General features: G+C 61.2%; 16 protein-coding genes and 1 pseudogene. 13 read left to right on the top strand and 4 right to left on the bottom strand.

What is annotated here, in order from left to right:
- Positions 1-197 precede the first annotated feature (197 nt).
- The 4 genes from V1290_RS28900 to V1290_RS28915 all read left to right on the top strand — a co-directional run bounded on the left by V1290_RS28900 (position 198) and on the right by V1290_RS28915 (position 3,899).
- A complete protein-coding gene (locus tag V1290_RS28900; RefSeq protein ID WP_334367528.1) occupies positions 198-494 on the top strand; it encodes a putative quinol monooxygenase in 297 nt (98 codons plus the stop codon).
- A gap of 87 nt (positions 495-581) precedes the next feature.
- On the top strand, positions 582-1,076 hold the full coding sequence (locus tag V1290_RS28905; protein WP_334367529.1) for a hypothetical protein: 495 nt from the start codon (positions 582-584) through the stop codon (positions 1,074-1,076).
- A 128-nt stretch (positions 1,077-1,204) separates the two neighbouring features.
- Positions 1,205-2,197 (top strand): substrate-binding domain-containing protein, encoded by a 993-nt coding sequence (locus V1290_RS28910; RefSeq protein WP_334367530.1) that lies wholly within the window; start codon positions 1,205-1,207, stop codon positions 2,195-2,197.
- Between the two features lie 97 nt (positions 2,198-2,294).
- On the top strand, positions 2,295-3,899 hold the full coding sequence (locus V1290_RS28915) for a sugar ABC transporter ATP-binding protein (RefSeq protein ID WP_334367531.1): 1,605 nt from the start codon (positions 2,295-2,297) through the stop codon (positions 3,897-3,899).
- Between the two features lie 687 nt (positions 3,900-4,586).
- Here V1290_RS28915 and V1290_RS28920 read toward each other — a convergent pair.
- Positions 4,587-5,465, bottom strand: a complete 879-nt coding sequence (locus V1290_RS28920) for a LysR substrate-binding domain-containing protein (protein WP_334367532.1) — start codon at positions 5,463-5,465, stop codon at positions 4,587-4,589.
- Positions 5,466-5,601: 136 nt separating this feature from the next.
- Here V1290_RS28920 and psrA point away from each other — a divergent pair, with 136 nt between their 5' ends.
- The 6 genes from psrA (at position 5,602) to phnY (ending at position 12,157) form a co-directional block, all read left to right on the top strand.
- On the top strand, positions 5,602-6,693 hold the full coding sequence (gene psrA / locus V1290_RS28925) for an iron-containing alcohol dehydrogenase PsrA (protein ID WP_334367533.1): 1,092 nt from the start codon (positions 5,602-5,604) through the stop codon (positions 6,691-6,693).
- Between the two features lie 82 nt (positions 6,694-6,775).
- Positions 6,776-7,651: a phosphonate ABC transporter substrate-binding protein gene (gene phnD, locus V1290_RS28930; RefSeq protein ID WP_334367534.1), complete on the top strand. Its 876-nt coding sequence runs from the start codon at positions 6,776-6,778 to the stop codon at positions 7,649-7,651.
- 50 nt (positions 7,652-7,701) lie between these two features.
- A complete protein-coding gene (gene phnC / locus V1290_RS28935; protein WP_334367535.1) occupies positions 7,702-8,523 on the top strand; it encodes a phosphonate ABC transporter ATP-binding protein in 822 nt (273 codons plus the stop codon).
- Positions 8,524-8,536: 13 nt separating this feature from the next.
- Positions 8,537-9,334 (top strand): phosphonate ABC transporter, permease protein PhnE, encoded by a 798-nt coding sequence (phnE, locus tag V1290_RS28940; protein WP_334367536.1) that lies wholly within the window; start codon positions 8,537-8,539, stop codon positions 9,332-9,334.
- Positions 9,335-9,449: 115 nt separating this feature from the next.
- Entirely contained in the window at positions 9,450-10,694 is a 1,245-nt protein-coding gene (gene phnA / locus V1290_RS28945; RefSeq protein WP_334367537.1) for a phosphonoacetate hydrolase, read from the top strand.
- Between the two features lie 11 nt (positions 10,695-10,705).
- On the top strand, positions 10,706-12,157 hold the full coding sequence (gene phnY / locus V1290_RS28950; RefSeq protein ID WP_334367538.1) for a phosphonoacetaldehyde dehydrogenase: 1,452 nt from the start codon (positions 10,706-10,708) through the stop codon (positions 12,155-12,157).
- Positions 12,158-12,347: 190 nt separating this feature from the next.
- Here phnY and V1290_RS28955 read toward each other — a convergent pair whose 3' ends face one another.
- The gene (locus V1290_RS28955) at positions 12,348-12,620 is read right to left on the bottom strand and encodes a hypothetical protein (protein WP_334367539.1); all 273 of its coding nucleotides are present in this window, start codon (positions 12,618-12,620) and stop codon (positions 12,348-12,350) included.
- Between the two features lie 88 nt (positions 12,621-12,708).
- Between V1290_RS28955 and V1290_RS28960 the strand changes: the two genes are divergently transcribed.
- Positions 12,709-13,761 carry an IS630 family transposase gene (locus tag V1290_RS28960; RefSeq protein ID WP_334369205.1) on the top strand — a complete coding sequence of 351 codons (1,053 nt, stop codon included), beginning with the start codon at positions 12,709-12,711 and terminating at the stop codon, positions 13,759-13,761.
- 376 nt (positions 13,762-14,137) lie between these two features.
- Here the strand turns inward: V1290_RS28960 and V1290_RS28965 are convergent, their stop codons facing one another.
- A complete protein-coding gene (locus V1290_RS28965; RefSeq protein ID WP_334367540.1) occupies positions 14,138-14,956 on the bottom strand; it encodes a Crp/Fnr family transcriptional regulator in 819 nt (272 codons plus the stop codon).
- A gap of 893 nt (positions 14,957-15,849) precedes the next feature.
- Here V1290_RS28965 and V1290_RS36615 point away from each other — a divergent pair.
- Both V1290_RS36615 and V1290_RS28975 read left to right on the top strand, forming a co-directional pair.
- Positions 15,850-15,927 (top strand): annotated as a pseudogene (locus V1290_RS36615) (zinc-ribbon domain-containing protein); the annotation flags it as partial.
- Between the two features lie 150 nt (positions 15,928-16,077).
- Positions 16,078-19,218, top strand: a complete 3,141-nt coding sequence (locus V1290_RS28975) for an AAA family ATPase (protein WP_334367542.1) — start codon at positions 16,078-16,080, stop codon at positions 19,216-19,218.
- 292 nt (positions 19,219-19,510) lie between these two features.
- Here the strand turns inward: V1290_RS28975 and V1290_RS28980 are convergent, their stop codons facing one another.
- Positions 19,511-20,092 (bottom strand): hypothetical protein, encoded by a 582-nt coding sequence (locus V1290_RS28980; RefSeq protein WP_334367543.1) that lies wholly within the window; start codon positions 20,090-20,092, stop codon positions 19,511-19,513.
- Positions 20,093-20,156 lie beyond the last annotated feature (64 nt).

Consider the following 20,156-nt stretch of genomic DNA (forward strand, 5'->3'; position numbering starts at 1 on the left):
ATGCCCCCGATTCCAGATCGGCCGCGATCATCAAGTGATGCTCGCAACAAGACAACCCCGGACCGTTGAACCCACATCGGTCGCTGCCATCGTCTTGCGAGACTAACGCAACCCGGCGGGGCCGTCTCGCGGCTGCCTGCACAAAACGCAAGTGTGGCCTCTCTCTCTTCCAAACGAACCATCAGGAGCATTCATCCATGTCCACCCTCGTCATTATCGGCAGCGCACAGGCCAAGCCCGGCAAGGCCGACGAGGTGCGCCCGATCCTCAAGTCGTTGCTGCTCCCCACGCTCGCCGAAGAAGGCTGCCTTCGCTACGAGATGAACGAAGCCGAGGACGGGCAGAGTTGGGTCTTCACCGAGTTATGGGAAAGCCGCGCCCTTTGGGAACGGCACATGGAGTCGGCGCAGGTGGCGCGCTTCAGGGCGGTGGCGGGCGAGATGACGGAGTACTGGCAAATCTTCAAGGGCCATCTGGTGCGCCCGGGTAGTTGAGCCTGCGCCGCCAGCCAACACGATCGAGCCACACGAAGCGACCCTGCGCCCTCCTATCGACCGTCACCACATACGCCGGAGCCAGTCATGCCAGCCACCAGCCTCTTTCACATCGCCATCAAGACCGGCAAACCCGAAGCGACCAAGCGCTTTTACGAACAGGTTTTCGGCATGGCCGAGTCGCCACGGCCGCCTTTCGAGTTTCCGGGCTACTGGATGCAGCTCAACACGCCATACGGCGGCTCGATCTTCCACATCTACACCGGCTCGGCGGCTCTCGGCAACGACGGGCGCATACCGACGGGCAGCGGAGCCATCGATCACATCGCGCTGTCGGCCTACGGATTTGGCGAGACGCGCGAGCGCTGTCGGATCCTGGGCATTCCCTACCGCGAGCGGTCCGTGCCCGGTTTCCCGCTTTGGCAACTCTTCTCCTACGACCCGAACGGCATCCAGTTCGAGTTGAACTTTCACTCCGCCTTCGAAGAGCGTCAGGGGGTGGCCGTGGATCCAAACAATTTCCTCAAGGCGGGGCTCGAGTGGTTCGATCCCGAGGCCTACCGGCAGTTCGAGACGGCGTGACTAGTCGCTCAATACACGGACCGTGACGAAGCCAACCACGAATAGACGCACCACTGGCTGCGTTGGGTTCGATCTAAACAAGAAGCACTTGCCGGTGACGGCAGAGTTCAAGAAGGGAGGGGACGCGGATGAATGCGAGATCAAGGTTATTGCGCGCGATCGCAAGCGGGATGTTGCGGGGCTTGTCGGGTGTCGTCGCGCTTGGTGCCGCAACGGCTGCGTTGGCGCAAGCGGACAAGCCGCTGACGATCGGTGTGATCGAGTTGTTTCCCAATCCTCACTTCGCCCATGCGCGCAAGGGGATCGAGGATTTCGCGAGAAAGCACAACGCCAATGTGATCATCCAGAACGCGAACCTGGACGCGACCAAGGAAGCGCAGTTCATCCAGACCTCCATCACCCGCAAGGTCGACGCGATCCTTGTGTCGGCGGTCTCGCCGACCGGCTCGTTGGCGGCATTGCGTTTCGCCAAATCCGCCGGCATTCCGGTCATCTGCTACACTACCTGCGTCAACGCCCCGGAGGACAAGGAGCTGGCGCAAGCCTTCGTCAAGAGCGACAATACGATCCTCGGCGTCACGACGGGCAAGCAAGCCGCGGCCTACATCAGGGACGAACTGGGCGGCAAGGCGAAGATCCTGATGCTGACTTGCGAGTCCTATGACGTCTGCAAGGAGCGGCGCAAAGGACTGAACGAGCAACTCGCCGGCCTGGACGTCAAGATCCTGGCGGAGCAGGAGGGCTTCGTGGTCGACAAGGCCCGCCCGATCGCGGATTCGATGCTGGCCGCAAATCCGGACGCCAATGTCTTCATTGCCGAGAACGAGGACGGGATCATCGCAGCGGCGCAAGCAATCAAGGCCAAAGGTCTGGCTGGCAAGATTGCCGTGTTTGGCATCGATATCAATACCCAGGTTGCGAAACTGATCGCGTCGTCCGACGGCATCGTCCACTGGACCACCGGGCAGGACCCGCGCTGCTTGGGCGCGCGTGGTCTGGAGGCCGCCATTAATGCCGCTCGCAAGCGACCGGTAGGTGACTTCTACCAGTTGTGTCCTTCCCCGACATTCAGCAAGGGCGGTGCGGCCGCGGCACTGAAGTATATCGCCGACAACCGGTGAGCCCCCGCGGACGCCGGTCGCAGGATGTGTCCGGCCGCGAGACGACGATCGATCCGCGCGTCTTCCCCGCAGCACAGGCAAAAATGGGAGGGAGGAGATGTCGAGCGTGGTCAAGACCAGCGCGGTCACGTCGATCTCGACGCGCACGCCACTTGCATTCCGAGCGGAAACGTCGTTGGCCGTCGGCGCGATCGAATCGGCGGGGCTGAGGAAGTCCTACCCCGGCGTGCAAGCCCTGAAGGGCGTGAACTTCGCCGTGGCGGCGGGCGAGGTGCGGGCGCTGCTCGGCAAGAACGGCGCCGGCAAGTCCACGCTGGTCAAGATCCTCTCCGGAGCCGAAGCGCCCGACGCTGGCACGCTCAAGATCGGCGGACGCCGGATCGACATCTTCGCGCCCGGGCACGCCAATGCCCGGGGAATTGCCACGGTACATCAAGAACTGAGTCTGGTGCCGGAATTGAGCGTCGCCGAAAACATCCTGCTCGGTCGCTGGCGCAGCCACCGGCGCGGGTGGTTCATCGACCAACCGGCCGTGCATCGCGAGGCCGCTGCCGTGCTGGCCGAATTCGGTGCGCAAATCGACCCCGCGGCCAAGGTGCGCAAGCTGTCGATCGCCCAGCAGCAACTTGTGGAAATCGCGCGCGGCCTGTCGTTCAAGCCCAGGGTTTTGATCCTGGACGAACCGACCAGTTCGTTACCGGCCTCGGAAGTCGAAATCCTGCTGCGGACCATCGGCGTGTTGTCGGATCGAGGCGTGGCGGTGGTGTATGTCTCGCATCGCATGGACGAGATTCAGCGGATCGCGCACAGCGTCACCGTACTGCGCGACGGACGCCACATCGATACCCTGCCGATTGCAGCTGCTCCCACAGCCGAGATCGTGAGGCTCATGACGGGTGAAGCGAGCGGCGCGACGCCTCGCAAGCGTGCGCAGCGGCCGCCAGGCGATATTGCCCTCAAGGTGCGCGGACTCACCACCGTCACCAAGCTTGGGGGACTGAGCTTCGAGGTCCGCCAGGGCGAGATTGTCGGTCTGGCGGGACTGCTTGGCTCCGGCCGAACCGAGTTGTTGCGCGCCGTCTATGGCCTCGACCCGGTCGCCACAGGCCGGATCGAGATCTTCGGCAAGGGAGCGGCGGACCGATCTCCGCGCGCCATGATCCGGCGGGGAGTCGGTCTGGCGCCGGAGGATCGCAAGAAGGAAGGTCTCGTGCTCGACATGAGCATCTCCGAGAACCTTGTTCTGTCGTCGATGCAGAAAATCGTGCACGGGGTGGCGCTGCTGTCGTACCGCAGGCAGTCGCAGCTGTCGCAGCGAGCCGCCTCGCGCATGTCGGTCAAGCTGGCGAGTCTCCTGGACCCGGTTCGCACCTTGTCCGGCGGCAATCAGCAGAAGGTCGTCCTCGGCAAGTGCTTGAACGCCGACGTGAAGGTGCTCCTGTTGGACGAGCCGACCCGCGGCGTCGATATCGAAGCCAAACACCAGATTTACGAGCTTCTCGAACAGTTGGCGGCACAGGGGACAGCGGTGCTCGTCGCTTCCTCCGAAATGGAAGAGCTGATGTTGCTCTGCGACCGTTTGCTGCTCATGAAGGACGGCAAGATCGTTGGCGAGCGCAGCGTCGCGCAAACCGATCTGGCCGACGTGATGGCTGTCGTGATGGGCACGACCCGCACTGATTCCCGACGAGTTGGCAGATGAACATGACCACCGAAACCACGACCACAAGCGACCGTGCTGGTGAGCTCGCGGTCTGCGGGCTGGGGAATGCGCAAGACAACGCTAAGAAGCGAGTGACTATTTCAGCAGGTCTGGTCTCGCCCTCGTTCGCGACGCGGGTAGATGCTATCAGTCATGGCCCTTAGGAATGTCAACGAGACGATTGACAGCTCGGTATTCGATCGTCGGCGCGAAGTGCCCCAGTATCGCCCGCCTAACTTAGATGACTGGGCAAAGCGTAAGTCAGTCAACCTTGCGAACGTCAGGCAGTCCGTGCGCACTGATGATCCAAATATAGGCGCGCCTGATTGAAATCGCGATTGCTGGCGCGGGCGGAGCTCGAACCTGCAACCAGACCGTTATGAGCGGGAGGACAATGGTCGGCTTCGTTGATTCTTCTACATTTTCATTCGAGTTCGGTTGCGTTCGCTGCGGTTTGTTCAAATCGTTTTTGGTGCGAAACTGGTGCGGTCCGCAGTCCCGCCTCGGATGTGTGAATCTTGGGGTGGGCGAACAATGCGTGGTGTAGGAAGCCTTCGCTATCGCGCGAGAGACGCAAGTCGCCTGCGCAAGCTAAGCCTCTTCTGTTTCTGAGCCAAAGCGGTCATTGCTCGGCCAATAGTGCTCTCCAGGCAATTACTCCCGCTCAACCCAATTACTCGAACGACGCTACTTTGTATTGGAAACCTTTGTCTTACGCACGACTTCGAGAAACGCGCGGATGATCCGGCTGGTTTCGCGTTTCCGCAAGATCACAACATGCGCATAGGTGAAGATTCCCGCATTACTGATTGGGATGAGGCGCAGAGAAGAGTCTGGAACGAACTCGGCTTCGGAGACGTAGCTTATGCCCAACCCGCGAATGACGGCTTCGCGGATCGCCTCGCGGCTTCCGATCTCCATGACGATGCGCGGCTTGATCTTTGCCTTAGCGAGCGCTTGCTCGAACGCGCGTCGCGTCGTAGAGCCGGTCTCACGGATAATTAGTGGTTCGCCTTCGAGTTCGGAGATCTTGACGCTCTTCTGCTTCGCCAGCGGATGATCGGTGCGCACAAAGACGCCGACTGGATGGCGTCTATATGGAAGAGTGAGAAGACGATCGTCCTCATCAATGTGCGCTAGCACCGCGATGTCGCTCTTGTAGTCAAGAAGATCATCGAGGACCTCGTGCGAGTTGCCGAGCTTCACGGCGAGTTCGATCCCCGGATAGGCGCGATTGAAGGCCGCAAGCATCTCGGTGACGTGATAGGGGCCGACCGCGCCAATCGAAAGCCGACCGGTCTTGAGCTCGCGCGACTGCTCCAGGAATGCGACCGCTTCTTCTTCCTCGGCAAACAGGCGCGACGTAATCGCCAGTAGTTGCCGTCCCGTGTCGGTCAACTCGCGGCGGCGGCCCTTCTTGATGAAGAGCTCGACGCCGTACTCCTCCTCCAGCGCGCCGACCTGGGCTGTCAGCGTCGGCTGCGTGATGTGAACTGCATCCGACGCGGCATTGAAGCCGCCTGCAGTCGCCACAGCATGGAAGGAGCGAATCTGGGTATATCGCATAGAACAAATCTATCTATTTCTCTGAAAAAATCAATTTGTCGATGTAACAGCGTTCAGCAATGGTCCGGACCACAACGAGCGCTCACGAGAAGCGCGGAAGTAGCAGCGCTTCAGGCGCGATCAAGGGTGGAACGTTATGCGGTGGGCCTACTGGAATCCCGTAAAAGTTCGCTTCGGCGCAGGGACATTCGATGAAGTCGGAGGTCTGATCGGCAAGCGCCGCTATGCCCTCGTGACCTATAATCAACCGATTTTCAACGACCTGGCGGCGCGCCTTACAAAGGTCGCGGGCGAGCCGGTTGCCGTCATCGACAATATCGAGACCAACCCGGACTGCGCCGATCTGGTGAATTCCTGCCGTGTCTTCGGCGCTGCAATGCAAGCGCCTGAAGTCATCGTTGCCCTCGGTGGCGGCTCGATGATGGATGCGGCCAAGGTGCTGGCTGCAAGCAAGGGCGACTTCGAGAATGTCCGCCGCCATCTTACCGAGAAGGTCCCGCTGGACACGTCGGCGATCGTGCCGATCATTGCGGTGCCGACTACTTCCGGAACAGGCAGCGAAGTCACCCATTGGGCAACCGTGTGGGACTCGGCCAACGGCAGCAAGTATTCGCTGGCGCATCCGTTGCTCTATCCCGAAGCCGCCGTGCTCGATCCGCAGCTTATCCTTGGGGCGCCGCGAGGGCTGACCCTGGCGACCGGTCTCGACTCCCTGTCACATGCGCTCGAGAGCATCTGGAACGTCAACGCCAACTCGGTCTCGGCCGGCTTCGCGGTCGAGGCCGCGCGCGAGATCATCGAAACGCTGCCGGGCCTGCTCGACAATCTCGGCGATATCGATCTGCGCACCCGTCAGGCGCGCGGCAGCCTGCTCGCCGGCTTCGCTTTCTCGCAGACCAAGACGGCTTTGGCCCACAACATCTCCTACGACATTACGCTGAAGATCGGACTGATCCACGGCATCGCCTGTTCGTTCTCGCTGCCGATCGTGATGGGGTGGGCAATAGGCAACAGCCCCGACTGCGACGCCGCACTGCGCCGCATCTTTGGCCCGGACCTCAGCGAAGGTGTCCGCAAGCTGCGGTCTTTCCTCGAGGGGATCGGCGTCAAGACTGATCCTGCCGCCTACGGCGTTTCGCCGGCGGAATGGACACGCCTGGTCGAGAAGGCGCTGGAAGGCGAGCGCGGCAGGAATTTCATTGGAAGGCAGACGGTCAAGGCAGCGTAGTGAAACAGACCTAGAGGCGAACGCGCCCATCACAAACCACCGGCAATGGTCAAAAAGACCAACGGAATCACAGGAGGAAAACATGAACATCACGCGTCGGAAAATGCTCGTCGGGTCCGTTGCTGTGGCCGGCGCCTTGGTCGCCATGCCGAATGTGTTGCGTGCAGAGGGTGTGATCCGCGTCGGTCTCATTCCATCAGAAGATTCTCGCGCGATGCTGGCGTCGAGCCAGCAGCTGCTCGATGCGCTCGAAAAGAATCTCGGCATGAAGGTGCAGGGGTTCGTTGCCGCCGACTACAACGGCGTCATCGAGGCGATGCGCGCCGGTCACATCGAGGTGGCCTATCTCGGCCCGTTCTCCTATGTGCTCGGCGCCTCCGTGGCCAACATCGAGGCGTTTGCTACCGCCGAGACACAAAAGTCCGGACGTACTTTCTATCACAGCCAGATCATCACACGGAAAGACAGTGGCATCAAGGACATCAACGATCTGAAGGGCAGGACCTTCGCGTTCGTCGATCCGTCTTCGACTTCCGGCCATCTCTTCCCCAAGGCCGGCCTGCTCAAGCTCGGAATCGACCCGGAGAAGTTCTTTGGCCGCGTTCTTTTCACCGGCTCGCACGATGCCAACGCACTGGCGGTCGCCAACAAGCGTGTCGACGCGGCCACCATCGCTGACCGCATCTTCGACGCCGCAGTGCAGAAGAATCTCGTCAAGCGCGAGGACATCCACGTCGTGTGGAGTTCTGACCCGATCCCGGAATCGCCGACGGTGTGGCGCAAGAATCTGACACCGGAACTGAAGGCAAAGATCAAGACCGCGTTCTTTAACATCAAGGACATCACCTGGGCCGACCAGGGCAAGCTCAACCGCTTCGTCGAAACCAACGATGCGGCCTACGATGTGATTCGGGATACCGCAAAGGCGCTCAATCTCGATCTGAAAAAGATGAAATGAGCCCGCTGCGCTGACCCGCCGTAACCACCCTCCGGCATAGGACTGCTCAGATGATCAAGATCGCAGGTTTGAAGAAATCTTACGGCGGGAAGCCGGTGCTCCAGGGCATCGACCTCGAAGTCAAGTCAGGCGAATTCCTCGTCGTGCTGGGGCCGAGCGGCGCCGGAAAATCCACCATGCTCCGTTGCATCAACGGCCTCACGCCGCCGGACGCCGGCCAGATCGTCATCGACGGCACGATCTTCGACTCCAAACGCGCGGCCGGCGGACGCTTGCGCCCGGTCGCGATGATCTTCCAGCACCACAACCTGGTAAAGCGACTCACCGTACTCAAGAACATCCTGGTCGGTCGCATGGCCGGGATGTCGTCGATCCTCTCGGCGCTTCAAATCTTCCCGACGAAGGACGTCGAGATCGCAATGGAATGTCTTCAGCGCGTCGAGCTGACACACAAGGCAATGGCGCGCGCCGACCAGCTCTCCGGCGGCGAGCAGCAGCGCATCGGCATTGCCCGTGCGCTGGCCCAACGCCCGGCGGTCATCCTGTGCGACGAGCCGGTGGCCAGCCTCGACCCGAAAACCTCGCGTGTCGTGCTCGGCTATCTCAAGGCGATCTGCAAGGAAGAAGGCATCGCCGTCATCTGCAATCTGCATCAGGTCGACTACGCAGTCGAATTTGGCGAGCGCATCGTTGGTCTCTCGGGAGGCAAAGTGGTGTTCGACGATACGCCGGACCACCTCACTGTCGACGTCGTGCACCAGATCTATCCGGGATTGGAAGATCCGGGCGTCGCCCGCGTGTTGCGGCCGAATGCCGGCCCACGCCTGGTGTCGAATTCGCTCGATCCCATCGCCCTTGCGGCATCCGCCTGAGCAGGAGACGACCATGTCCAGCTACCAACTCGTTCTTCGTCCGCCTCAGGGCCGCTTCGGCTGGTGGGGCACCGGCGTCCTCGGTCTGGTGATCGTGGGCTTCCTGTATTGGGCTGCAGTCGGATCGCAGATCAACGCGGCCAATCTCTGGAACGGCATCCCTTATATGTGGGACTTTCTGGTCCGCATGATGCCGCCGAATCTGGAGTTCATTGAGAAGCTCTGGCGGCCCGCGCTGGAAAGCCTGCAGGTCGCGATCTGGGGAACGTTGCTCGGCGTGGCGATCTCGCTGCCGATCAGCTTTTTTGCGGCTCGCAACCTTTCACCGCATCCGGCGATTTATCACTTCACCCGCCAAGTGCTGAACTGCATGCGCGGCATCAACGAGATTATCCTGGCGCTGATCTTCGTCGCCGCCATCGGCCTCGGCCCGTTCGCCGGCGTGCTCGCTCTCGCCATCCACGGCGCGGGTATGCTCGGCAAGTTCTTTGCCGAAGCCATGGAAGACATCGACGAAGGTCCGCTCGAAGCGTTCCGCTCGGCCGCCGCCGGCCCGTTCAAGACCTTCTTCTTCGGCGTGCTGCCGCAAGTGCTGCCGGCCTGGCTCGGTACCATCTTCTACCGTCTCGAGACCAACGTGCGCCAATCCACCGTGCTCGGCATGGTCGGCGCGGGCGGCATCGGTTTCGAACTCGTGTCCTCGATGAAGCTGTTCCAATATCAGGACACGGCGACCTGCATCCTGGTCATCCTTGCGATGGTGTTGGTCACCGACCTCCTTTCCTCCCGCGTCCGCTCGATGATCCGCTGACGCAACTCGGCCGGCACCGAACATTGCCGGCCACTTTATCCGCCTCTCGGTATTGCCGGGAAAAAGACACCCCTTAGAGCGTCACCGCGTGGCGCAACACTGGAAAGGATGAGCCATGCTCACACGTACTCCCGCTTCCGTGACGACGAATGGCCGCAGCTATCGCGTCCCCAATACCCCGACCGTCGTCATTTGTATCGACGGTTCCGAGCCCGGCTATATCGAGCGCGCTATCGAGAAGGGACTCTGCCCCAACCTCGAACGGATACTGAAGACCGGCACGAACACGCTCGCGCTGTCGGTGATCCCGAGCTTCACAAACCCGAACAACCTGTCGATCATCACCGGCCGACCGCCGGCCGTGCACGGCATCGCCGGCAACTTCTTCTATGACCGCGAGGTAAAGCAGGAAGTAATGATGAACGACGCCCGCTTCCTGCGCGCACCCACGATCCTCGCCGAGTTCCAGAAGGCCGGCAGCAAGGTCGCCATGGTGACCGCGAAGGACAAGTTGCGCACGCTGCTGGGGAAGGGCCTCGACTTCCAAAAGGGGACCGCCATCGCGTTCTCGTCGGAGAAGGCCGACAAGGCCAACATGGCCGAAAACGGCATCGAAAACGTGCTCGAATTCGTCGGTATGAATTTGCCGGAAGTCTATTCGGCCGATCTGTCGGAGTTCGTCTTCGCGGCCGGCGTCAAGCTGCTCAAGACCTTCCGGCCGGACGTGATGTATCTTTCGACCACGGACTACGTGCAGCACAAGGCGGCGCCGGGTTCTGCGATCGCCGACAGCTTCTACAAGATGTTCGACCGCTACGTCGGAGGGCTCGATGCGCTGGGCTGCGTGCTGGTGATGACCGCCGATCACGGCATGAACGACAAACATCTGCCAAACGGCGAGCCGGACGTCATCTACCTGCAGGAGATCCTTGACGGGAAATTCGGTGCCGGGATGACGCGCGTGATTCTGCCGATCACAGACCCGTACGTCGCGCATCATGGTGCGCTCGGCTCATTCGCGACTGTCTACGTCGATAACGACAAGCGGCAAGCCGTGCTCGATCACATCAAGACTATCGCGGGGGTCGAGGTTGCGATCCCGGCGGAAGAGGCGTGCAAGCGGTTCGAGCTTCCGGCCGACCGTATTGGCGACGTCGTCGTGCTGTCGTCGAAACACAAGGTTCTCGGCACCTCCGCCGCCAAGCACGATCTGTCGGGACTAACTGAGCCGCTGCGTTCGCACGGCGGTCTCACGGAGCAGACCGTGCCGATGATCGCGAATCGAAAGATCGTGGTTCCTGCCGGCCGTACGCTGCGCAATTTCGACGTCTTCGACGTCGCGTTGAATCTCGTAGCCTGAGGATCGATGCCATGAACGTGCCTTTCAGTTACGCGGCAAAGCGAGAGTCGTTGCGCATTGCCGGCAAACACGTCACGACCGACGATGTGATCGAGGTCCGCAATCCCTACGACGGGTCGCTCGTCGGCACCGTGCCGGCAGCGCGCCCCGAACACGTGCGCGAAGCGTTTGGCAAGGCGAAAGCGTTCAAGCCAAAACTGTCGCGCTTCGAGCGTCAGCAAATTCTGCAGAAGGCTGCTGAACTGCTGCGCGGTCGGCGCGCATCCTTCGCGCGTATCATATCCGCGGAGTCCGGCCTCTGCTGGAAGGACGCGATCTACGAGTCGACGCGCGCCTACGACGTCTGGTCGTTCGCCGCACAACTCGCGGTCAAGGACGACGGCGAGTCCTATGCCTGCGACATCTCGCCGAACGGCAAGGCGCGCCGTATCCACACGCTGCGGACCCCGTTGCTGGGCGTCATCTCGGCGATCACGCCATTCAATCATCCGCTCAACATGGTGAGCCACAAGCTCGCGCCTGCGATCGCAACGAACAACCGGGTCGTTCTCAAACCGACTGAGCTGACTCCGCTGACCGCACTTGCACTCGCGGACGTGCTCTACGAAGCGGGACTGCCGCCTGAGATGCTCTCCGTGGTCACGGGTAATCCGTCCACGATGGGCGATGCGATGATCACGGATCCGGACGCAGACCTGGTTACTTTCACGGGCTCCGTTCGGGTCGGCAAGCACATCGCCCGCACCGCAGGCTACAAGCGTATCGTGCTCGAACTCGGCGGCAACGATCCGCTGATCGTCATGGAGGACGCCGACCTCGACAAGGCGGCCGAGCTGGCAGTGCAGGGCGCGACGAAGAATTCGGGCCAGCGCTGCACAGCCGTGAAGCGCATTCTCGTCGTCGAGAAGATCGCCGATGAATTCTCGAAATGCGTGCTCGAAAAGGCCAGGAAGCTGAAATGCGGTGACCCGGCCGATCCGGAAACCGATATTGGCACGGTCATCAATGAACGATCCGCTGTTCTGTTCGAGAACCGTGTCAATGACGCGGTGACGAAGGGCGCCGAGCTGCTTCACGGCAACGATCGCCAGGGCGCCCTCTATGCCCCAACCGTCGTCGACCGCGTGCCGTACAATTGCGAACTCGTGCATGAGGAGACGTTTGGACCAGTGATCCCGATGATTCGCTGTCCGAACGACATCGCAGAGGTGATCCGCATTTCCAATTCGACAGCCTACGGGCTGTCTTCCGGAGTTTGCACAAATCGCCTCGATTACATTACGCGCTTCATCAACGAACTTGAGGTCGGCACCGTGAACGTGTGGGAGGTGCCGGGCTATCGCACCGAGATGTCGCCGTTCGGCGGCATCAAGGACTCCGGGCAGGGCTACAAGGAGGGAGTTGTGGAGGCCATGAAAGGGTTCACCAACGTCCGGACGTACTCGCTGCCCTGGCAGGGTTAAGTTGTTGCGGAGCCGCTCATGCTTTTTTTGAGAGACTTGGCTCAACCCCCGATTGAAGGAGGTCGGGGCAATTCAGTTGTAGGTAAGGATTTTGCCTGCAATCGCGCCGAAGAGCCCGTTGTCGGGCAGGCCCATGGGCGTTTTTCAAATTGCGCGATCATTGAATAGTGCCCCTGATTTGCCCGACGTGTCAAAATGTTCTCGCGGGATTGCAAGCATCCATGCCCGCGACCACCATGCTACTTTGCATGGGGTTGTTTTCGATATTTTGGTTGGGACCGCGAACCACGTCGGCCTTGCGGCTGTCTTTCCCGTTGATGATCGCAGGATGGCTTGCCGAGCCGTAGAAGGCTGGTGGGCCCGGCAGGACTCGAACCTGCAACCAGACCGTTATGAGCGGCGGGATAACGATCGGCTTCGTTGTTTTTGCTGCGGTTTCGGTTGCGTTTGATCGCGTCTGCATTTCGTTCAGGCTGTTTCTGGTGCGAAACTAGTGTCCTCAATCAGAAGTATAGCGGACTCCAAATCGACTCGATGATAGCGGACCTTCACTGGGGCTCGACGATGTGGAACGCGCCGAGTTGACGTCGCTGGCATCGCGCCGGAGCACGGCGCAGGGCTTGGCGCTGCGGGCTCAGATCATCCTGGCATGTGCTGAGGGCGAGCAGAGCAAGGTCGTAGCGGCCCGCCTGGGTATTGACCCCGACACGGTCAGCAAGTGGCGTCAGCGCTTCGCCGAACGTCGGCTTGAAGGTCTTCGGGACGAGCCGCGATCGGGGACACCGCGCACGATCGAGGATGCCCGCATCGAGGCGATGATCGTTCGCACCCTTGAGACGAAGCCCCCCGATGCCACCCACTGGAGTTCGCGCGGCATGGCGCGGGCTAGCGGGCTGTCAGTCTCGACCGTACAGCGGATATGGCGCGCGTTCGGCCTGCAACCGCACCGGTTGGAGACCTTCAAGCTCTCGACCGACCCCGATTTCGTGGCCAAGGTTCGTGACGTCGTCGGCCTCTACGTGGCCCCGCCCGAGCGCGCCATCGTGCTGTGTGTCGATGAGAAGTCGCAGATTCAGGCGCTGGACCGCAGCCAGCCCATGCGACCTGGCCAGCCGGCGCGCCGTAGTCACGACTACAAACGTCACGGCACCACATCGCTGTTTGCTGCCCTCGACATCGCAACCGGTCGGGTCATCGGCAAGTGTTACGGGCGCCATCGCGCCAAAGAGTTCCGCAAATTTCTCGACGAGATCGAAGCCGCCGTACCCGACGGTCTGGACGTTCATCTCGTCATGGACAATTACGCAACCCACAAGACGCCGCTGATCCGCAACTGGCTGGCCAAGAGGCCGCGCTGGCACGTCCATTTGACGCCAACCAGTTCATCCTGGCTCAATCAGGTCGAACGTTTCTTTGCACTCATCACCGAGCGCAAGATCCGGCGCGGCATCTATCGCAGTGTGGCTGCACTACGCGCCGAGATCATGTCCTTTATCGAACACCATAACAACAACCCAAAGCCGTTCCGATGGACAAAATCAGCCGACGATATTCTCAGATCAGTCGAACGCTTCTGCGCTTACAATCTGCCAACCAGCGCTTAAAATGCCACGGACTTTTGGTTCAGGACACTAGTGCGGTCCAGAAATGCGGCCTTGGCGAGCAGGCAACGGGCTTGGTCAGGGACCTGCCGAGCCGGTGTGTCCCGCTTACCGTAACAACCGATTCTTCAATTCGGGCAGGGTTGTGCCCAGCAGCTCCTCAACGCACAGTTTTGCTCACGGTGAGTTCTTCGCATCCTGGCCCCTTTGAGACATGCCGACGGGCTCAGAAAACGTCTGCTTATCGGGGTAGACCGGAAGTGATTGACGCACGGTCGGAACGACGCGAATGACCCGAACCGGAAATTGTTGCCTCGCGAAACCCGCACTGCGTCGGGATGTCCTGTTACCAAAAGTGCGGGACATCAAGAGCCAAAGGTTAAGCTATGTCATCCGTGGCTAGAGTCTGCCGCGCGGCTTTCTCTTGTGCGATAATTCCTTCGAGCCGCGAGATGTTTTCCAGCAGGCGCTGGCTGGTCAGGACGAGAAAGTAATAGCCGAATTGCGGATTTTGAAAGTAGATTTCGAGCAGCCTTTCATAAGTTATGGTCAGGACTTGTCCGTCTTCTATGCATTCGACGGTCGCGGTTCGCCGTTTATTGGGAGTAAGGAAGCCAAGTTCGCCCATGAGACGTCCCGGCGGAATTTCGACGCTGATCTCCGTGACCAGGAACTTTCCAGTGACCGTCAGGAACATCTCGGTGGCCGCATCATCTTTCTTGAACAATTTATCGCCGCTGCGATATTTGCGCTCGGTCATGAACGGTTTGAGCCATTCCAATGAGGTATCGCCCTCCGTCGCGATGCGTGCCCTCTTGATCAGATTGAGCATCTGGCGGAGGCGAATTGCATTGATCGGCAGCAACAGCAGATACAGGATAAAAGTTCCGACGTTTCCGGAGAGCGCGCCAAAGGCGACGAAGAATGTGCAGCCGGCTATGTTCGCGACGCGCAGCGGCACCATTGTATGCATCAGCAAGGTAGCGACAAGAAAGATGGCGCCAACCAGGGCGAACATATTGGCAAGCGTGATGTTGGCCAGCACAATTTCCAGCAGCCGGTTGAATAGTGCGTCGTAGGTGATGTTGTTGGGATCGAGACCCATCTGAACCAGAATCTTTGCGATCCTGAGATTGTCCGCCGCCGCATCAAGAATGCGGTCTAGTATCGTTGAAGAATCTGCACTGCTGGACTCCATCGGATCATCCTCCGCGCAAAGCCGTCGGTATTCGTCGGATATCCCGGATACTGATAATTGAAGTCGGATAACGACCGTTTGAGTAAGATTACCAGCGGTCTCGGTGCAATCGATCGATTTTACCTCGGGCGGTGAATTCGGCAATTGCCCGCTCTCTAGTTCGCTTTGCCGTCGCATCTGCCCTGAGCTGAAGAGAGGTAACGCCGGCTCCCAGGCGGCTTTCGCAAGTGCAGGGCAATAGTGTCGCAAAAATCGGGAACTTCCGAGTCTGGCCCTCAGCCGAGCAACACTTAGGCCGTTGTCACGTCGGTTGTCTGCGGTAGATCGGACATCGATCCGCGCTGGCCTCCCCGCCGCATATGACCCACGCAAGGGACTGGGCTCGACATGTCCTGTCATTCATCGCCGACGTCGATTGAATTGCTGACCGTTTGACCGTTGAGTGTCTGGTTTGTCTGCCGACCGCCCATTTATCGGCGCGCAGTCCTTTGGAGGTTCATGCCTTCCATACAGCGCGTTGTCCATGTGCTCACTTGAACTGCGCACGATGCTCGGTTGGAGCCCGTGCAAGTTGAAGCCTAAGGCTGCCAGGAGCGGACAAACTGAATGATGTGAAACGGCGCACATTTGGTGCGAGCGGATTGGACTAAGATTATTGCTGGAAGTCGTGGTGCGATTGTCCCTGTTTTCTAGGGAGCTTGCCATGAACAAACTGTCCTTGATCGCGCAGGTCGCAGCTGCGTTCGAAATGGCAAATGCAACAACCAGGAAGCTTCCCAATTGCATTAGCCCGGAATTGCCGGAACCAAGGAGCAATGTCGCGCTCTGAAGGTTCGCTCTTAGAGGAAAACCGATGAGAGCTCATGTAGATCAGCAATTGGATCGGGTGCGACATGGATTGCCCGAGCTGCGGCAGAGTCAACCCAGAGGGTAAGAAAGTCTGCGGCGACTGCGGCGCGCCGCTATTCGTGCGCTGCCCTGCGTGCGGAGCCGACAACCCGTCGGGTAAAAGGTTCTGCGGCGACTGCGGCGCAGCGCTTACGCCGACGGAAGCCGCGCGAGTATCGGCAGCGGCTCGACCGGCGACGTCCACCGTGGTGCGGGTCACGGAGCCATCGACCTTGTCATCCGCGCCAAAATCTTCCGCCGAGCGCCGCCAACTCACAGTGATGTTCTGCGACCTCGTCGGCTCGACGGCGCTTGCGATCATGCTCGACCCGGAAGATCTACGGGAGGTCATCGCCGAGTACCGCGATGGTGTGGCGGCCATCGTCCGCAAGTACGGGGGCACGATCAGCCGCTACATCGGCGATGGCATGCTGATCCTGTTCGGTCATCCTTCAGCGCGTGAGGATGATCCCGAGAGCGCAGTGCGCGCCGCGCTTGAGATCGCCGCGGCCCGGCACGCGCCGAGCGCCCCACCGGATCTCGAGCTGCGGGTGCGGCTCGGGCTCGCGACTGGTCTGGTTATCGTGGGGGACCTCATCGGCAGTGAGGCCGCCGAGCCGCAGGCGGTGCTCGGCGAAACGCCGAACCTGGCCGCCCGACTGCAAGCGCTCGCCGAGCCCGACGGGGTGGTAATCGCCGAGGACACGCGGCGGCTCATCGGCGGGCTCTTTGATTACGAGGATCTCGGCGCGGTGATGCTGAAGGGCTTCGCCGCCCCGGTGCGCGCCTGGCGGGTGCTGCGTGAGGGAACGGCGGAAAGCCGCTTCGAGGCGTTCCACGCGGCAGAGCTCACGCCATTGGTTGGGCGCGAGGAGGAGCTTGAGCTGCTGGTACAGCATTGGCAGCGTGCCAGGACGGGCACTGGCCAGGTAGTGTTGCTGGCGGGGGAGCCGGGGATTGGCAAATCGCGCCTCGTCGCGGCTCTCCAGGAGCGCATCGGGGACGAGCCGCACACTCGCTTGCGATATTTCTGCGCACCGCATCATCAGGATAGCGCGCTGTATCCCTTCATTGCTCAGCTGCAGCGAACCGTCGATTTCGAGCGTGAGGACACGCCGGAGCACAGGTTCAGCAAGCTGCGGGCGGTGCTATCCCCAGCATTGCCGCCCGACGAGGACATAGCAATCCTTGCCGAGCTGCTATCGATCCCGACCAGCGAGCGATATCTGCTGATTGCCCTTACGCCCCAGCGAAAGAAAGAGAAGACCTTTGACGCCCTGTTTCGGCAGCTTGAAGGTCTGGCCCGGCGACACCCAGTCATGATGGTCTTCGAGGACGCGCAATGGATCGATCCGAGCTCGCGCGAGTTGCTGGACCGGACCATCGATCGGGTGGCGACCCTGCCGGTGCTGTCGCTGATCACCTTCCGCCCCGAGTTTCAGTCTGTATGGACCAGAAAGTCACACGTCAGCACGATGGTTCTGAACCGCCTTGATCAGAACGCTGGCGCCGCGCTGATCCGGAGCATGACAGGCGACCGGGGACTGCCGCCCGAGCTCGTCACTGAGATCGCCGAGCGAACGGACGGTGTGCCGCTGTTCGTCGAGGAACTGACCAAGGCTGTGCTCGAAGCGGGTGCCACCGGGGTCGAGCGCGCCGTCTCCACTGCACCGCTCCCGCGGCTCGCAGTGCCGCCCACCTTGCACGCTTCGCTGATGGCGAGGCTCGACCGTATTGGCCCGGTCGCCAAGGAGGTCGCGCAACTCGGCGCGGCCATCGGCCGGGAGTTCTCCTACGATCTGCTCGCCGCCGCCGCGCGCCGGAGCGAGAGCGAGCTGCGATCGGCGCTAGACCGGCTGACAGGTGCCGGGTTGGTGTTTCGGCGCGGCGAACCACCCGATGCCCACTTCCTCTTTAAACACGCATTGGTGCAGGACGCGGCATACGGCACGCTGCTGCGCGGCCAGCGTCGCGAGTTGCACGGCCGTATCGCTGGCGCACTGGAGGCGAAGCTCGCGACAACGGCAGAAGCACAACCCGAGATCCTCGCGCACCACTTTGGAAATGCCGGTCTGATCGAGAAGGCGGTTTCCTATTGGCAGGAGGCCGGCGAACGTTCCAAGGCGCGCTCAGCCACGGCAGAAGCGATCAGACAGATGCGGAAGGCGCTCGATCTATTGTCCGATCTACCGGACACCGCCGAGAGCCGCCGCACCGAACTCCAACTGCAACTCGCAATCGGCGGCGCACTGATCGCCGCAAGGGGCCATGCGGCCGAAGAGACCGGAAAGTCCTACGCGCGGGCGCGTCGTCTCTGCGAGCTTCTGAACGACACGCCGAACCTGCTCAAGGCGTTGTGGGGCGAGTTCGTTCATCACCACGTGCGCGCCGAGACGAAACTGTCGCATCGCGCCGCCGAAGAACTGCTTGAGTTGGCCGGACGACAAAACGACAGGGCCGCCCGGGTGGCCGGTCATCGGGCGGTCGGCGATAGTTGGCTCCATCGCGGAGAGTTGCGCCTGGCGCGCGCGCACCTCGAGCAGGGGCTTGCACTTTACGATCCCACGCAGCATCGATCTCTGACGCTTCTGTTCGCCGAGAACGCCCGGGTGGCGATGCTCTCCTTCCTGTCGCTGACACTCGGGCTTTTGGGCTTCGCCGATCAGGCCCGGGCGCGGAGCAGGGAGGCCCTGGCAGAGGCGCGCGAGCTGTCGCATCCCATCAGCCTCGCATTCGCGTTAAGCGTCGCCTGCCGGCTGCATTTCGTGCTCGACGATCCACGGACCGTGCGCCTGCTCGCGGATGAGCTCATCGCGCTTACTACCGAGCAGGGCTTTGCCTTCTTTCTCGCGATGGGAACGGCATATCGCGGCTGGACCTTGGTCGAGGCCGGCGAACCAGACGCCGGGATGGATCTGCTGCGGCTCGGGATCAAGGGATTCCAAGCATCCGGCGCGGCGTGGACTCTTCCGTTCTACCTCGCGCAGCTTGCCACGGCGCACGTGAAGACCGGAACGCCCGAAGACGGGCTCGGCCGACTATCTGAGGCTTTGTCTCTAACCGAGAAATCGGGCGTGCGGTGGTTCGAGGCCGAACTGCGATGCCGGCGAGGCCAGCTGTTGCGGACCATTCACCAGGACGCTGAGGCCGAGGCGGAGGCCGACTTTCTCCGCGCGATCGCGATCGCGCGCCAGCAGGAGGCGAAGCTCTGGGAACTCCGCTCCGCCATCAGCCTCGCCCGACTCTGGTGCGACCAGGACAGGCGCAATGAAGCACGCTGTCTCCTCGCGCAGGTCTACGGATGGTTCACCGAGGGCTTCGACACATCAGACTTCAAGAAGGCGAAGGCCTTACTCGACAAATTAGACGCATAGAAGTCCGTGCAATCGTCATTGCCAGACCTGAATTCTGACTGCCTTGAAGCAGACTAGCCGATGTGGCGGAGGAGGGGACTTGATTACTGCGGAGAACGACTCCGAGTTTGGCCCGTAGATGAAGTGGCGGCACGTTGCATTGAGGTCCGCTCATGGACGTGTAGCGGAGTAGGTTTGCTCACGGTGAGTTCTTCGCATTTTGCCCCTTTTCTGAAGTGCTGCGAGGGCGCGACGAGGCTCGCAATTGATGAAGAAGCAGAGGTCTGGGCGGCCTCCAGCTTAGGGCCGCGGCTCATTGCGGGACATCAACCTCGTGGGTGCGATCCTCATGGGCATGTGGCTCGAGGCCCGGCATGGGCGCGCCCGTGAAATAACCTAGAGCGCCAGGATGCAGCGGGATGCGCGAGTCGGGTGGCTCGGCGGACGAACCGCTCGGCAGCAGCAATTCGGGAAGGGCGCTGCGGCTCTTGTCCAACGCTTCGGCGATCAACCAGGCATGGCGTGCTGCAAAGTCATCGCGGCAGACGAACAAATACTCTCCGATGCCGACGACGGTGAACAGCTTGACTGGTCCGTGCTCGGCGAAGGGGGGCCTCCCTTGTCGAAGGGCTGCCGCATCGTCGCGCCGCATCAGCGCGACGTCCAACTGCTGCGAACTCATCAGACTGGCGATGCGCTCCTTGTGCGGCGCCCTGCTCACCTGAGCCTTGCTGCTCGGCAAGCGATCCGCGAGGACCTCAGCTACCCGCTTGCCGAGCTCGAACGAGGGAGGATCGGCGCGCGAAGTCAGGATCAGCAGGTGACGCCGGCGGTAGACGCCCCACTGGCCATAGGGTGCGTGGCCACAAAGGAACATGGCTGCGGCGCCGGCCACCGCCGTTCGGAGGAATTCCCGGCGGCTCGGCCTCCCGCCAACCTCAGGACCTTCGATCTTATGC

This window comes from Bradyrhizobium sp. AZCC 1578 (assembly GCF_036924675.1).
GTDB lineage: Bacteria > Pseudomonadota > Alphaproteobacteria > Rhizobiales > Xanthobacteraceae > Bradyrhizobium.

Excerpts from the sequence above, each read along its gene's own strand:
- V1290_RS28900 (WP_334367528.1), top strand. The coding sequence starts at position 198 with ATGTCCACCCTCGTCATTATCGGCAGCGCACAGGCCAAGCCCGGCAAG.
- V1290_RS28905 (WP_334367529.1), top strand. The coding sequence starts at position 582 with ATGCCAGCCACCAGCCTCTTTCACATCGCCATCAAGACCGGCAAACCC.
- V1290_RS28910 (WP_334367530.1), top strand. The coding sequence starts at position 1,205 with ATGAATGCGAGATCAAGGTTATTGCGCGCGATCGCAAGCGGGATGTTG.
- V1290_RS28915 (WP_334367531.1), top strand. The coding sequence starts at position 2,295 with ATGTCGAGCGTGGTCAAGACCAGCGCGGTCACGTCGATCTCGACGCGC.
- V1290_RS28920 (WP_334367532.1), bottom strand. The coding sequence starts at position 5,465 with ATGCGATATACCCAGATTCGCTCCTTCCATGCTGTGGCGACTGCAGGC.
- psrA (WP_334367533.1), top strand. The coding sequence starts at position 5,602 with ATGCGGTGGGCCTACTGGAATCCCGTAAAAGTTCGCTTCGGCGCAGGG.
- phnD (WP_334367534.1), top strand. The coding sequence starts at position 6,776 with ATGAACATCACGCGTCGGAAAATGCTCGTCGGGTCCGTTGCTGTGGCC.
- phnC (WP_334367535.1), top strand. The coding sequence starts at position 7,702 with ATGATCAAGATCGCAGGTTTGAAGAAATCTTACGGCGGGAAGCCGGTG.
- phnE (WP_334367536.1), top strand. The coding sequence starts at position 8,537 with ATGTCCAGCTACCAACTCGTTCTTCGTCCGCCTCAGGGCCGCTTCGGC.
- phnA (WP_334367537.1), top strand. The coding sequence starts at position 9,450 with ATGCTCACACGTACTCCCGCTTCCGTGACGACGAATGGCCGCAGCTAT.
- phnY (WP_334367538.1), top strand. The coding sequence starts at position 10,706 with ATGAACGTGCCTTTCAGTTACGCGGCAAAGCGAGAGTCGTTGCGCATT.
- V1290_RS28955 (WP_334367539.1), bottom strand. The coding sequence starts at position 12,620 with ATGCAGACGCGATCAAACGCAACCGAAACCGCAGCAAAAACAACGAAG.
- V1290_RS28965 (WP_334367540.1), bottom strand. The coding sequence starts at position 14,956 with ATGGAGTCCAGCAGTGCAGATTCTTCAACGATACTAGACCGCATTCTT.